Consider the following 14,632-nt stretch of genomic DNA (forward strand, 5'->3'; position numbering starts at 1 on the left):
CGTGCGCCGGAGTGATCCGGGCACGGTTTTTTTATGTCTGCGATTCAGTGACTGCTGAATCGCGCGGACGAATTCAGCTCTTGCGCACCCAGCGTTCACGCCGCCAGATCTGCTGCTCGGACTTGGTCTGGAAGGTCCAGGCGACGAAGCGACTCTGTTTCTGCCCTTGGGACATTTCCACCACCTGGCTTTCCAGCGCACCGGCCTTCTTCAGAGCGGTTTCGATGGCAGGCAGGTTCGAAGCTTTCGAGACCAGGGTGCTGAACCACAACACCTTGTGCGCAAAGTTCGCGCTTTCGGCGATCAGTTGCGTCACGAAACGCGCTTCGCCGCCTTCACACCACAACTCGGCCGACTGACCGCCGAAGTTCAGCACCGGCAATTTGCGCTTCGGGTCGGCCTTGCCCAAGGCGCGCCATTTACGCTCGCTGCCCTTGGTGGCCTCTTCCATCGAGGCGTGGAACGGCGGGTTGCACATGGTCAGGTCAAAGCGCTCGCCAGGCTCCAGCAGGCCGATCAGGATGTGCTTGCGGTTCTCCTGCTGGCGCAGCTGGATGACCTTGTTCAGATCGTTGGACTGAACGATGGCTTTAGCGGCGGCCACGGCGGTCGGATCGATCTCCGAGCCGAGGAAGTGCCAGCGATATTCGCTGTTACCGATCAGCGGATACACGCAGTTGGCGCCCATGCCGATATCCAGCACATTGACGATGGCGCCGCGCGGAACCACGCCGTCGTTGTTGCTGGCCAAGAGGTCAGCCAGGAAGTGGATGTAGTCGGCGCGGCCCGGCACCGGCGGGCACAGATAATCGGCCGGGATGTCCCAATGCTGGATGCCGTAGAACGACTTGAGCAGCGCCCGGTTGAACACACGCACTGCATCGGGACTCGCGAAGTCGATGCTTTCCTTGCCGTACGGGTTGGTGATCACGAACTTTGCCAGTTCCGGCGTGGTCTTGATCAACGCCGGGAAGTCGTAACGACCCTGATGGCGATTGCGCGGGTGCAGGCTGGCTTCTTTACGCGGCTCCACGGGCTTGGCCGGGGTGGCGGAGTCAGGCTTCTTGCGCGCAGGTTTCGGTGTACGTGGGGCGTTCATGGGCGTGGTCGATTCGGGTAGGGCTGAAAGTGGCGGCTATTGTCCCACAGGGAGCCGTGTTGTTGGCCGGAAAAGTGCCGGGCACAAAAAAGGGAGGCCGTTGCGGGCCTCCCTTTTTCAGTGCGATTTGCCGTTACAGGCTGGCAATCCGCGCGTGCTGCTCGGCCAGCTTGGCCAGAGCCTGTTCGGCTTCGGCCAGTTTGGCGCGTTCCTTCTCGATGACTTCGGCCGGGGCCTTGTCAACGAAACCGGCGTTGGACAGCTTGCCGCCAACGCGCTGGACTTCGCCCTGCAGACGCAGGATTTCCTTGTCCAGACGCGCCAGCTCGGCGTTCTTGTCGATCAGACCGGCCATCGGCACCAGCACTTCCATCTCGCCGACCAGTGCGGTGGCGGACAGCGGCGCTTCTTCGCCGGCGGCCAGTACGGTGATCGATTCCAGACGCGCCAGCTTCTTCAGCAGCGCTTCGTTTTCGGTCAGGCGACGCTGGTCTTCAGCGCTGACGTTCTTCAGGTAGATCGGCAGTGGCTTGCCCGGGCCGATGTTCATTTCGCCACGGATGTTACGCGTGCCGAGCATCAGGCCCTTGAGCCATTCGATGTCGTCTTCGGCCGCCGGATCGATGCGCTCTTCGTTGGCCACCGGCCAAGGTTGCAGCATGATCGTCTTGCCCTGAATGCCGGCCAGCGGCGCGATGCGTTGCCAGATTTCTTCAGTGATGAACGGCATGAACGGATGCGCCAGACGCAGCGCCACTTCCAGTACCCGAACAAGCGTGCGGCGGGTACCGCGCTGACGCTCGACCGGCGCGTTTTCGTCCCACAGCACTGGCTTGGACAGTTCCAGGTACCAGTCGCAGTACTGGTTCCAGATGAACTCGTACAAGGCTTGCGCCGCCAGGTCGAAACGGAACTGATCCAGTTGACGGGTCACTTCGGCTTCGGTGCGTTGCAGTTGCGAGATGATCCAGCGATCCGCCAGCGACAGCTCGTAGGCTTCGCCGTTCTGGCCGCAGTCTTCGCCCTTGTCCAGAACATAACGCGCGGCGTTCCAGATCTTGTTGCAGAAGTTGCGATAGCCTTCGACGCGGCCCATGTCGAACTTGATGTCGCGACCGGTGGACGCCAGCGAGCAGAAGGTGAAGCGCAGGGCGTCGGTGCCGTAGCTGGCGATGCCGTCGGCGAACTCGTCGCGGGTCTGCTTCTCGATCTTCTTCGCCAGTTTCGGCTGCATCAGACCGGAAGTGCGTTTCTGCACCAGGGTTTCGAGCTCGATACCGTCGATGATGTCCAGCGGGTCCAGGACGTTGCCCTTGGACTTGGACATCTTCTGACCCTGGCCATCACGCACCAGACCGTGCACGTAAACGGTCTTGAACGGAACCTGCGGCGTACCGTCCTCGTTCTTGATCAGGTGCATCGTCAGCATGATCATCCGGGCAACCCAGAAGAAAATGATGTCGAAACCGGTGACCAGCACGTCGGTGGAGTGGAATTTCTTCAGGAACTCGGTCTTTTCCGGCCAGCCCAGGGTGGAGAAGGTCCACAGGCCCGAACTGAACCAGGTGTCGAGAACGTCGTTGTCCTGTTGCAGCGCAACGTCCGGGCCGAGGTTGTGCTTGGCACGTACTTCGGCTTCGTCGCGACCGACGTAAACCTTGCCCGACTCGTCGTACCAGGCCGGAATCCGGTGGCCCCACCACAGCTGACGGCTGATGCACCAGTCCTGGATGTCGCGCATCCACGAGAAGTACATGTTTTCGTACTGCTTCGGCACGAACTGGATGCGACCATCTTCAACGGCAGCAATCGCAGGCTCGGCCAGCGGCTTGGTGGACACGTACCACTGGTCGGTCAGCCAAGGCTCGATCACGGTGCCGGAGCGGTCGCCTTTCGGCACTTTCAGGTTATGGTCGTCGACGCTGACCAGCAGGCCGGCGGCGTCGAACGCAGCCACGATCTGCTTGCGCGCTTCGAAACGCTCGAGACCGGCGTACTCGGCCGGAATCTTGCCGTCGATGCTGTCGTTCAGCGTGCCGTCGAGGTTGAACACCTGCGCTGCCGGCAGCACGTTGGCGTTCTTGTCGAAGATGTTCAGCAGCGGCAGGTTGTGGCGCTTGCCGACTTCGTAGTCGTTGAAATCGTGGGCCGGGGTGATTTTCACGCAGCCGGTGCCGAATTCAGGATCGCAGTAATCGTCGGCGATGATCGGAATGCGGCGGCCGACCAGCGGCAGCTCGACAAATTTGCCGATCAGGGCTTTGTAGCGCTCGTCGTTCGGGTTCACCGCGACGGCGGAGTCGCCGAGCATGGTTTCCGGACGGGTGGTCGCGACGATCAGGAAATCGTTGCCTTCAGCGGTTTTCGCGCCGTCGGCCAGCGGGTATTTCAGATTCCACAGGAAACCTTTCTCGTCGTGGTTTTCCACTTCGAGGTCGGAAATCGCCGTGTGCAGTTTGGTGTCCCAGTTGACCAGACGCTTGCCGCGATAGATCAGACCGTCTTCGTGCAGGCGCACGAAGGCTTCCTTAACGGCTTCCGAGAGGCCGTCGTCCATGGTGAAGCGCTCGCGGCTCCAGTCCACGGACGAGCCGAGACGGCGGATCTGACGGCTGATGTTGCCGCCGGACTGATCCTTCCATTCCCAGACTTTCTCGAGGAATTTTTCGCGGCCCAGATCGTGGCGATTCTGGCCCTGGGCTTCGAGTTGACGCTCCACCAGCATCTGCGTGGCGATACCGGCGTGGTCTGTGCCCGGCTGCCACAGGGTGTTGCGACCCTGCATGCGGCGGAAACGGATCAGGGCGTCCATGATCGCGTTGTTGAAACCGTGTCCCATGTGCAGGCTGCCGGTGACGTTCGGCGGCGGGATCATGATGGTGTAGGAGTCGCCCGCGCCTTGCGGGGCGAAGTAGTTCTCGGACTCCCAGGTGTTGTACCAGGAAGTTTCAATGGCGTGCGGCTGGTAGGTCTTATCCATGCGCGGCGGGACCCTATTGGCATTTATTCAGGAAAAGCCGGGAAGTATAGCGGGGCAAGGGGCGCAGGGCGAGCGGGGCGGGCCGGGTGGAGGCTTAAATGTGGGAGCTGGCTTGCCAGCGATGCAGGCGCCGCGGTTTTTCAGGAAAAGCGCGGTGATGCTATCGCTGGCAGGGCGGCTCCCACAGGAGATCAGGGAATTATTCGTACTGGCCGAGAAGCCGTTCCATCCGCGCCTCGAGGCGACGTTTGATTTCGGTTTCGATGTGCGGCGCGAAATCGTCGATCACGTCCTGCATGATCAATTGCGCAGCAGCGCGCAGTTCGCTGTCCAGGTGCAGGATAGCGTCGGGACCTTTATCCACAGGTGCAGCGGCAGGTTGCGGGGGTGGCGTCGGCGCGGGTGCAGCTTCGACGGCGTGCGGCGTGTTGTCGACCGAATCGAACAACATCGGAATCTGTTCCTGTTCGCCATCATCGACCGTGTCGGTCAAGAGCGGCGGTTGCAGGTTGTCATCGCCGAGCAACTGGCGGATGGACTCAAGGTCATCCAGCAGATGCGCGGGTTTTTGCAGCGGTTTTGGAGTGTCCATCGGCGTACTCAGAGTCGCTGTAAACGGTGGTCTTGCAGAGGATAGCCCTGTTCGCGGTAGAAACGGAAACTCTCCCGCGCCGCAGTGCGAATCGCCGGATCTTCCACCACAACCTCCGCCACCCGGGCGAATTTGTTGGCGAAAACCGGGACTTTAAGGTCGAGGTTGACCAGCAAGTCTGCGTGCTGGCCGCAGTCATCGCCCAGTCCCAACACGATCAGTCCTTCCGGTTCGCTCTCAGCCGGGCCGTGAGGCACGAAGGTTTCGCCCTTGAACGCCCACAGTCGCGCATCGAGATCATCACGCTGGGCGGCATCGCTGCAATGCAGGTAGATGCGATGGCCCATGCGCCAAGCCTTGTCAGTGAGCTTGCAGGCAAAATCCAGACGCGCCGAAGGATCGGCACTGGGCAGGATATAAAAGTCGACTTTGGTCATTGCGGTTCCTGAGCCTTGAACGGCGCCGCCCGAAGGCAGCGCCGCCCAGGTTCATCGGTTTCAGGCTTTGGCGCGATCCAGCAGGTATTGAGTCAGCAACGGAACCGGACGGCCGGTTGCGCCCTTGTCCTTGCCGCCGCTGGTCCAGGCGGTGCCGGCGATGTCCAGGTGCGCCCAGTTCAGGTTTTTGGTGAAGCGCGACAGGAAGCAGGCGGCGGTGATGGTGCCGGCCTTCGGTCCGCCGATGTTGGCAATGTCGGCGAACGGGCTGTCCAGTTGCTCCTGGTATTCATCGAACAGCGGCAGTTGCCAGGCGCGGTCGTCGGCAGCCTTGCCGGCGCTCAGCAGTTGCTCGATCAGCTCGTCGTTGTTGCCCAGCAGGCCCGACGTGTGGGCGCCCAGCGCAACGACGCAGGCACCGGTCAGGGTGGCGATGTCGATCACCGCTTGCGGCTTGAAGCGCTCGGAGTAGGTCAGTGCGTCGCACAGCACCAGACGGCCTTCGGCGTCGGTGTTGAGGATTTCCACGGTCTGGCCGCTCATGGTGGTGACGATGTCGCCCGGACGCGAAGCGGTGCCGCTCGGCATGTTTTCGGCGCAGGCCAGGATGCACACCAGGTTGATCGGCAGTTTCAGTTCCAGCACGGCGCGCAGGGTACCGAACACGCTGGCGGCGCCACCCATGTCGTACTTCATCTCGTCCATGCCGGCGCCCGGCTTCAGGCTGATGCCGCCGGTGTCGAAGGTGATGCCTTTACCGACCAGCGCGTACGGCTTCTCGGATTTCTTGCCGCCGTTGTATTGCATGACGATCAGGCGCGGCGGCTGGGCGCTGCCCTGGCCGACGGCGTAGAACGAACCCATGCCCAGCGACTTGATCTTCTTCTCGTCGAGGACTTCGACTTTCAGATCCTTGAACTCTTTACCGAGGTTCTTGGCTTGCTCGCCGAGGAAGGTCGGGTGGCAGATGTTCGGCGGCAGGTTGCCCAGGTTACGGGTGAATGCCATGCCGTTGGCGATCGCGGTGGCGTGGTTCACGGCGCGTTGCACTTCGGCCTGAGCGGCCTTGATGGTCAGCAGGGTGATTTTCTTCAGGGCGCGCGGTTCGGCTTTCTGGCTCTTGAACTGGTCGAAGGTGTATTCGCCATCGACCAGGGTTTCGGCCAGCAGACGGGTCTTGCCGTAGCTGTCGCGGTTTTTGACGATGATTTCATCGAGTGCCAGCACGGCGTCGCTGCCACCCAGGCCTTTAAGCGTGTTGAGGATGCCGGCGACGATCTTGCGGAACGGACGGTCGCCCAGTTCTTCATCCTTGCCCACGCCGACCAGCAGCACGCGTTCGGCTTTCAGGTTCGGCAGGCTGTGCAGCAACAGGCTCTGGCCGACCTTGCCGGCCAGGTCGCCACGCTTGAGCACGGCGCTGATGGCGCCGCCGCTCAGTTCGTCGACCTGTTTGGCGGCAACGCCGAGTTTGCGGCCTTCGCCGACGGCAACCACCAGGGTGGCGGTTTTCAACGTTTCTGGGCTAACGCTTTTTACAACCAGTTCCATGTCCGGATCCCTGAATGAATGGTCAACACACAGGCGTTCGACGTGTCCGCCGTCGCCTGCTTATAGAGAGAAGAGGCGCAGGCCAGTGCCTGCGACAGAGGCGGCAGTTTGAACCTCGCTCACCGCGCCTGACAACCCTCGGTTGTACGATCTTCAACGGATTGCATGCTTGCGTGAGTGTGCGCAGTGACAGGCGCCCTCAATCACAGGATAATGCCGCATCTTTTTTCGACGGCTCTGCCTTGCGGGCCCGTCGATACGTTTGCTTGTTTGGCCGCCTTAGCCTGACAACCCTGGAGTGTCTGGTTTGATCGTCTTCCGTTATCTGTCCCGCGAAGTCCTGTTGACCCTGAGTGCGGTAAGCGCCGTGCTGCTGGTCATCATCATGAGCGGTCGCTTCATCAAATACCTTGCCCAGGCCGCTGCGGGCCAGCTCGATCCGGGATCACTGTTCCTGATCATGGGCTTCCGTCTGCCGGGCTTCCTGCAACTGATCCTGCCACTGGGCCTGTTTCTCGGGATCCTGCTGGCGTACGGCCGGTTGTACCTGGAAAGCGAGATGACCGTGCTCTCGGCCACCGGCATGAGCCAGCAGCGTCTGTTTCGCATGACCCTGTTCCCGGCCACCCTGGTGGCACTGGTGGTTGCGTGGCTGAGCCTGAGCCTGGCCCCGCAAGGCGCCAACCAGTTCCAGCTGCTGCTGAACAAGCAGGACGCCCTGACCGAATTCGACACCCTCGAGCCAGGCCGCTTCCAGGCCCTGCGCGACGGTACGCGGGTGACCTACACCGAAACCCTGAGCGACGATCGGGTCAACCTTGGCAGCGTGTTCATTTCGCAGAAGAACCTCGGCGCCAACCAGAAAGATCGCGGGATTTCCGTGCTGGTGGCGGAAAAGGGCCGTCAGGAAGTGCGTCCCGACGGCAACCGCTACTTGATCCTCGACAATGGCTACCGCTACGACGGCAGCCCGGGTCAGGCCAACTACCGCGCCATCCACTACGAAACCTACGGCGTACTGCTGCCCAAGCCGGATGTCAGCGAGGAAGTCACCGACCGTGACGCCATGCCGACCTCGTCCCTGCTGGGCAGCGACGACATTCGCTCGAAAACCGAACTGCAATGGCGTCTGTCGCTGCCGTTGCTAGTGTTCATCGTGACCCTGATGGCGGTGCCGCTGTCGCGGGTCAACCCGCGTCAGGGGCGTTTCCTCAAGCTGCTGCCGGCGATTCTTCTTTATATGGCTTACCTGACCATCCTGATTGCCGCCCGCGGCGCCCTCGAGAAAGGCAAGATTCCACCTGCGCTCGGCTTGTGGTGGGTGCACGCGATCTTCCTGGTCATCGGTCTCGGCCTGCTGTACTGGGAACCTCTGCGCCTGAAGCTGGCCAGCCGTCGCAGCGCAGCGCTGGAGGTGGCCCGTGGTTAAACTCGACCGCTATATCGGCAGCAGCGTGTTCATCGCGATCATCGCAGTGCTGGCAATCATTCTCGGCCTGGCCACCTTGTTTGCGTTCATCGACGAGATGGGCGACGTCAGTGATACCTATACCCTGGTCGATGTCCTGAGCTTCGTGCTCCTGACCGCACCGCGGCGTATGTACGACATGCTGCCGATGGCGGCGCTGATCGGCTGCCTGATCGGCCTCGGCAGTCTGGCGAGCAGCAGTGAGCTGACCGTGATGCGCGCCGCCGGTGTGTCCATCGGGCGCATCGTCTGGGCGGTGATGAAGCCGATGCTGGTGCTGATGCTGGCCGGCGTGCTGATCGGCGAGTACGTGGCACCGGCCACCGAAAGCATGGCTCAGGCCAACCGCTCGCTGGCGCAAGGCAGCGGCGACGCGCAGAGCGCCAAGCATGGCATGTGGCACCGTCAGGGCGAGGAGTTCATTCACATCAACTCCGTGCAACCCAACGGTCGTCTGTACGGCGTGACCCGCTATCACTTCGACAAGGAGCGCCATCTGCTGAGCTCGAGCTTCGCCAAGCGCGCCGAGTTCGACACCGATCACTGGCAGCTCACCGACGTGACCACCACCAAATTCCACGAGCGCAGCACCGAAGTGGTCAATACGCCGGTCGAGCGCTGGGATGTCTCCCTGAGCCCGCAACTGCTGAGCACCGTGGTGATGGCGCCGGAGTCGCTGTCGATCACCGGCCTGTGGGGTTACATTCACTATCTGGCCGATCAGGGCCTGAGCAACGGTCGTTACTGGCTGGCATTTTGGGTCAAGGTGTTGCAGCCGCTAGTGACCGCCGCGCTGGTGCTGATGGCGATCTCCTTCATCTTCGGTCCGCTGCGTTCGGTTACCCTCGGTCAGCGGGTGTTCACCGGCGTGCTGGTGGGTTTCACCTTCCGCATCGTTCAGGATCTGCTGGGCCCGTCCAGTCTGGTGTTCGGCTTCTCGCCGCTGTTCGCGGTGCTGGTGCCGGCTGGCGTGTGTGCGCTGGCAGGTGTCTGGCTGTTGCGCCGAGCCGGTTGATGAACAAGGTTTCACCCACGCTTTAGCCTTGAAAACGCCTCGGTCGACAGACCGGGGCGTTTTTGCATGCAATCCGGGTGACAGGCGAACGTGACGCTTGCGCCGTGTATCAGGTACAATTCCCGGCTATTTTTCGGCGGGCCAAGCCTGCAGCCTTTTTGAGTGTTGATCCGTGAGTGATTTGAGTCATATCCGCAATTTCTCCATCATCGCCCACATTGACCATGGCAAGTCGACGCTGGCTGACCGTTTCATCCAGATGTGCGGTGGCCTGGCCGAGCGTGAAATGGAAGCCCAGGTACTGGATTCCATGGATCTGGAGCGCGAACGCGGGATCACCATCAAGGCCCACAGCGTTACCCTCTATTACAAGGCCAAAGACGGCGTCACCTACCAGCTGAACTTCATTGACACCCCGGGCCACGTCGACTTCACCTACGAAGTCAGCCGTTCCCTGGCGGCCTGTGAAGGTGCGTTGCTGGTGGTCGATGCGGGGCAGGGCGTTGAAGCCCAGTCCGTGGCCAACTGCTACACCGCCATCGAGCAGGGCCTCGAGGTCATGCCGGTGCTGAACAAGATCGACCTGCCACAGGCCGAGCCCGATCGCGTCAAGGACGAGATCGAGAAGATCATCGGCATCGACGCCACCGACGCCGTCACCTGCAGCGCCAAGACCGGCCTGGGTGTCGACGAAGTGCTCGAGCGTCTGGTTGCTACCATTCCTGCGCCAACCGGCAACATCGAAGATCCGCTGCAAGCGTTGATCATCGACTCCTGGTTCGACAACTACCTGGGCGTTGTCTCCCTGGTGCGCGTGCGTCATGGCCGTGTGAAGAAGGGCGACAAGATCCTCGTCAAGTCCACCGGCAAGGTGCATCTGGTCGACAGCGTTGGCGTGTTCAACCCGAAACACACCGCCACCGCTGACCTGAAGGCCGGCGAAGTGGGCTTCATCATCGCCAGCATCAAGGACATTCACGGTGCACCGGTCGGTGACACCCTGACCCTGAGCTCCACCCCGGACGTTCCGGTGCTGCCAGGTTTCAAACGCATCCAGCCGCAGGTTTACGCCGGTCTGTTCCCGGTCAGTTCCGACGACTTCGAGGACTTCCGCGAAGCGCTGCAGAAACTGACCCTGAACGACTCGTCGCTGCAATACACGCCGGAAAGCTCCGACGCGCTGGGCTTCGGCTTCCGCTGCGGCTTCCTCGGCATGCTGCACATGGAAATCATCCAGGAGCGCCTGGAGCGCGAATACGACCTGGACCTGATCACCACGGCGCCGACGGTAATCTTCGAACTGGTGCTGAAAACCGGTGAAACGATTTACGTCGACAACCCGTCGAAGCTGCCGGACGTCTCGTCGATCGAAGACATGCGCGAGCCGATCGTGCGCGCCAACATCCTGGTACCGCAGGAGCATCTGGGCAACGTCATCACTCTGTGCATCGAGAAACGCGGTGTGCAGGTCGACATGCTGTTCCTCGGCAATCAGGTGCAAGTGACCTACGACCTGCCGATGAACGAAGTGGTGCTGGACTTCTTCGATCGTCTGAAATCCACCAGCCGCGGCTATGCTTCGCTGGACTACCATTTCGATCGTTACCAATCGGCTAATCTGGTGAAACTGGACGTGCTGATCAACGGCGACAAGGTCGACGCTCTGGCGTTGATCGTGCACCGTGACAATTCGCACTTCAAAGGTCGCCAGTTGACCGAGAAGATGAAAGAACTGATTCCTCGTCAGATGTTCGACGTGGCCATCCAGGCTGCCATTGGCGGTCAGATCGTCGCCCGGACAACCGTCAAGGCACTCAGAAAGAACGTATTGGCCAAGTGCTACGGCGGCGACGTCAGCCGTAAGAAAAAACTGCTTGAGAAGCAGAAGGCCGGTAAGAAACGCATGAAACAGGTCGGCAACGTGGAAATTCCACAAGAAGCCTTCCTCGCCGTGCTCAGGTTGGAATAGTCAGGTCCTATGTCACTAAATTTCCCGCTGTTGCTGGTCATTGCCGTGTTCGTCTGCGGTCTGTTGGCGTTGCTCGATCTGTTGATCCTGGCACCGCGTCGGCGTGCCGCCATCGCCTCCTATCAGGGCAGCGTCAGCCAGCCTGATGTGGTGGTGGTCGAGAAGCTGAACAAGGAACCGCTGCTGGTCGAATATGGCAAGTCGTTCTTCCCGGTGCTGTTCATCGTCCTGGTGCTGCGTTCGTTCCTGGTGGAACCGTTCCAGATTCCGTCCGGCTCGATGAAACCGACCCTGGACGTCGGCGACTTCATTCTGGTGAACAAGTTTTCCTACGGGATCCGTTTGCCGGTGATCGACAAGAAGATCATCGAAGTCGGTGACCCGCAGCGCGGCGATGTGATGGTATTCCGCTACCCGAGCGACCCCAACGTCAACTACATCAAGCGTGTAGTCGGTCTGCCGGGCGATACCGTGCGGTACACCGCCGACAAGCGCCTGTTCGTCAACGGCGAGTCGATTGCCGAGCAACTGGTCGGCTCCGAGCCGGGTACGCTGGGCAGCGCGGAACTCTACAAGGAAAAACTCGGCGCCGCCGAGCACCTGATCCGCAAGGAAATGAGCCGCTACCGCGCCACGCCGGACCATACCTGGACCGTGCCGGCCGGGCACTACTTCATGATGGGCGACAACCGCGACAATTCGAACGACAGTCGCTACTGGGATGATCCGAACATTCCCAAGGATCTGCTGGGCATGGTTCCCGACCAGAACATCGTCGGCAAGGCCTTCGCGGTCTGGATGAGCTGGCCGGAACCGAAACTCAGCCACCTGCCGAACTTCTCGCGGGTCGGCCTGATCAAGTAAACAAACACGGCGCTGTTGACCACAGCGCCGAATGCATTTCTGGCGTCGGCACAACCGGCTCCGGGGCATGAAGCCACGATATTCAGGACGTCATTTTTGAACACAGCGTTAATTGTCCCAGGCCTGCGCCGTATCCCGGCGATGGCAGTGGAATCCAGCCACGAACTCAGCGTGGGTAAACCGTGAGCGTTTCTCTAAGCCGTCTCGAGCGTCAGCTCGGTTACACCTTCAAGGACCAGGAACTGATGGTCCTGGCCCTTACGCACCGCAGCTTTGCCGGACGCAATAACGAGCGTTTGGAATTCCTCGGCGATGCGATCCTCAATTTTGTTGCCGGCGAAGCCTTGTTCGACCGTTTCCCGCTGGCGCGCGAAGGCCAGTTGTCGCGTTTGCGCGCACGGCTGGTAAAAGGTGAGACGCTGGCGGTGCTGGCCCGCGGTTTCGATCTGGGCGATTACCTGCGTCTGGGTTCTGGCGAGTTGAAGAGCGGCGGTTTCCGTCGCGAGTCGATTCTGGCCGACGCCCTTGAAGCACTGATCGGTGCGATCTATCTCGACGCCGGCATGGAAGTCGCCCGCGAACGTGTACTGGCCTGGCTGGCCGGCGAGTTCGAAGGCCTGACGCTGGTCGACACCAACAAGGATCCCAAGACCCGCCTGCAGGAATTCCTGCAATCGCGCGGCTGCGAATTGCCGCGTTATGAAGTGGTGGATATCCAGGGCGAGCCGCACTGCCGTACCTTCTTCGTCGAGTGCGAAGTTGTCCTATTGAATGAAAAAAGCCGGGGTCAGGGTGTGAGCCGTCGCATTGCCGAACAAGTAGCGGCCGCCGCAGCACTGATTGCCCTGGGTGTGGAGAATGGCAATGACTGATACAAACGCAACGCGCTGTGGCTATGTTGCCATCGTCGGCCGTCCCAACGTGGGCAAGTCCACGCTGCTGAACCACATCCTCGGCCAGAAGCTGGCGATCACCTCGCGCAAGCCGCAGACCACTCGCCACAACATGCTCGGGATCAAGACCGAGGGCGATGTGCAGGCGATCTACGTCGACACCCCCGGCATGCACAAGGGTGGCGAAAAAGCCCTGAACCGCTACATGAACAAGACCGCTTCGGCGGCGTTGAAAGACGTCGACGTGGTGATCTTCGTGGTCGACCGCACCAAGTGGACCGAAGAAGACCAGATGGTCCTCGAGCGCGTGCAGTACGTGACCGGCCCGCTGATCGTCGCACTGAACAAGACCGACCGCATCGAAGACAAGGCCGAGCTGATGCCGCACCTTTCGTGGTTGCAGGAACAACTGCCGAACGCGCAGATCATTCCGATCTCGGCGCAACACGGGCACAACCTCGACGCCCTGGAAAAGGTCATCGCCGACCATCTGCCGGAGAACGATCACTTCTTCCCGGAAGACCAGATCACCGACCGCAGCAGCCGCTTCCTCGCTGCCGAACTGGTGCGAGAAAAGATCATGCGTCAGCTCGGCGCCGAGCTGCCGTACCAGATCACCGTGGAAATCGAAGAGTTCAAGCAGCAGGGTGCGACGCTGCACATCCATGCGCTGATCCTCGTCGAGCGCGACGGCCAGAAGAAAATCATCATTGGCGACAAGGGCGAGCGCATCAAGCGCATCGGCACCGAGGCGCGCAAGGACATGGAGCTGCTGTTCGACTCCAAGATCATGCTCAACCTGTGGGTCAAGGTGAAGGGCGGCTGGTCCGATGACGAGCGTGCGCTGCGTTCGCTGGGTTACGGCGACCTGTAAGCGCTGATCCCGAGAACACCGATACCCACTGTGGGAGCGAGCCTGCTCGCGATAGCGGTATTTCAGTCGACACCCTTGTTGTCTGATACACCCTCATCGCGAGCAAGCCCGCTCCCACATTAGTTTTGGGTTTGTGTGTAAAACTGCGTTTCGTCATCGAGAACTCAATGTCGCAAAGCCCGCCTCCCGCCCAATCCGCCTACGTCCTGCATTCGCGCGCCTACCGCGAAACCAGCGCCTTGGTGGACTTCCTCACGCCGCAAGGTCGGCTGCGGGCGGTGTTGCGCAGTGCGCGGGGCAAGGCCGGGACGCTGGCGCGCCCGTTTGTGCCGCTGGAAGTGGAGTTCCGCGGCAAGGGTGAGTTGAAGAACGTCGGGCGCATGGAGAGTGTCGGCAACGCCACGTGGATGGTCGGCGAGGCGCTGTTCAGCGGTCTGTATCTCAATGAGCTGTTGATCCGCCTGTTGCCCGCCGAAGATCCGCATCCTGCGGTGTTCGATCATTACGCTGCCACGTTGCTGGCATTGGCCGAGGGGCGGCCGCTGGAACCGCTGTTGCGCTCCTTCGAATGGCGGCTGCTCGACGACCTCGGTTATGGCTTTTCCCTGAACACCGACATCAACGACGAACCTATCGCTGCGGATGGCCTATACCGTTTGCAGGTGGATGCCGGGCTCGAACGGGTCTACCTGCTGCAACCCGGACTGTTCAACGGCACCGAACTGCTGGCCATGGCCGAAGCCGACTGGTCGGCACCGGGCGCGCTGTCCGCCGCCAAGCGCTTGATGCGCCAGGCATTGGCCGTGCATCTGGGCGGTCGTCCCCTCGTCAGTCGCGAGCTGTTTCGCAAGCCCTGATCTCGCCGTATGCTGTGCGCCGAATCTTTCCAC

General features: G+C 61.2%; 12 protein-coding genes. 7 read left to right on the forward strand and 5 right to left on the reverse strand.

Going from position 1 to position 14,632, the window contains the following annotated elements:
• Positions 1-73: 73 nt before the first annotated feature.
• From rlmF to CAF76_RS15615, 5 genes are all read right to left on the reverse strand, one after another.
• Positions 74-1,099 carry a 23S rRNA (adenine(1618)-N(6))-methyltransferase RlmF gene (rlmF, locus tag CAF76_RS15595; protein WP_064593569.1) on the reverse strand — a complete coding sequence of 342 codons (1,026 nt, stop codon included), beginning with the start codon at positions 1,097-1,099 and terminating at the stop codon, positions 74-76.
• Positions 1,100-1,232: 133 nt separating this feature from the next.
• Positions 1,233-4,079: a valine--tRNA ligase gene (locus CAF76_RS15600; protein WP_085647751.1), complete on the reverse strand. Its 2,847-nt coding sequence runs from the start codon at positions 4,077-4,079 to the stop codon at positions 1,233-1,235.
• 199 nt (positions 4,080-4,278) lie between these two features.
• Positions 4,279-4,671 (reverse strand): hypothetical protein, encoded by a 393-nt coding sequence (locus tag CAF76_RS15605; RefSeq protein ID WP_064593575.1) that lies wholly within the window; start codon positions 4,669-4,671, stop codon positions 4,279-4,281.
• Between the two features lie 8 nt (positions 4,672-4,679).
• Positions 4,680-5,108: a DNA polymerase III subunit chi gene (locus tag CAF76_RS15610; protein ID WP_064593578.1), complete on the reverse strand. Its 429-nt coding sequence runs from the start codon at positions 5,106-5,108 to the stop codon at positions 4,680-4,682.
• Positions 5,109-5,168: 60 nt separating this feature from the next.
• The gene (locus CAF76_RS15615) at positions 5,169-6,659 is read right to left on the reverse strand and encodes a leucyl aminopeptidase (protein WP_007957362.1); all 1,491 of its coding nucleotides are present in this window, start codon (positions 6,657-6,659) and stop codon (positions 5,169-5,171) included.
• A 307-nt stretch (positions 6,660-6,966) separates the two neighbouring features.
• Here CAF76_RS15615 and lptF point away from each other — a divergent pair, with 307 nt between their 5' ends.
• The 7 genes from lptF to recO all read left to right on the forward strand — a co-directional run bounded on the left by lptF (position 6,967) and on the right by recO (position 14,599).
• Positions 6,967-8,088 carry an LPS export ABC transporter permease LptF gene (gene lptF, locus CAF76_RS15620; RefSeq protein ID WP_064593584.1) on the forward strand — a complete coding sequence of 374 codons (1,122 nt, stop codon included), beginning with the start codon at positions 6,967-6,969 and terminating at the stop codon, positions 8,086-8,088.
• Positions 8,081-9,142 carry an LPS export ABC transporter permease LptG gene (gene lptG, locus CAF76_RS15625; RefSeq protein WP_085647752.1) on the forward strand — a complete coding sequence of 354 codons (1,062 nt, stop codon included), beginning with the start codon at positions 8,081-8,083 and terminating at the stop codon, positions 9,140-9,142. The genes lptF and lptG overlap by 8 nt, the downstream gene beginning before the upstream one ends.
• Before the next feature lie 172 nt (positions 9,143-9,314).
• Entirely contained in the window at positions 9,315-11,111 is a 1,797-nt protein-coding gene (lepA, locus tag CAF76_RS15630; RefSeq protein ID WP_039769508.1) for a translation elongation factor 4, read from the forward strand.
• A 9-nt stretch (positions 11,112-11,120) separates the two neighbouring features.
• Positions 11,121-11,975: a signal peptidase I gene (gene lepB / locus CAF76_RS15635; RefSeq protein ID WP_064382430.1), complete on the forward strand. Its 855-nt coding sequence runs from the start codon at positions 11,121-11,123 to the stop codon at positions 11,973-11,975.
• Between the two features lie 182 nt (positions 11,976-12,157).
• Positions 12,158-12,847, forward strand: a complete 690-nt coding sequence (gene rnc / locus CAF76_RS15640) for a ribonuclease III (RefSeq protein WP_011332589.1) — start codon at positions 12,158-12,160, stop codon at positions 12,845-12,847.
• Entirely contained in the window at positions 12,840-13,742 is a 903-nt protein-coding gene (gene era, locus CAF76_RS15645; protein WP_039769512.1) for a GTPase Era, read from the forward strand. The genes rnc and era overlap by 8 nt, the downstream gene beginning before the upstream one ends.
• A gap of 167 nt (positions 13,743-13,909) precedes the next feature.
• On the forward strand, positions 13,910-14,599 hold the full coding sequence (gene recO, locus CAF76_RS15650) for a DNA repair protein RecO (protein ID WP_085647753.1): 690 nt from the start codon (positions 13,910-13,912) through the stop codon (positions 14,597-14,599).
• Positions 14,600-14,632 lie beyond the last annotated feature (33 nt).

It is taken from the genome of Pseudomonas sp. B40(2017) (assembly GCF_002112855.1).
In the GTDB taxonomy this organism is placed as follows: domain Bacteria; phylum Pseudomonadota; class Gammaproteobacteria; order Pseudomonadales; family Pseudomonadaceae; genus Aquipseudomonas; species Aquipseudomonas pharyngis.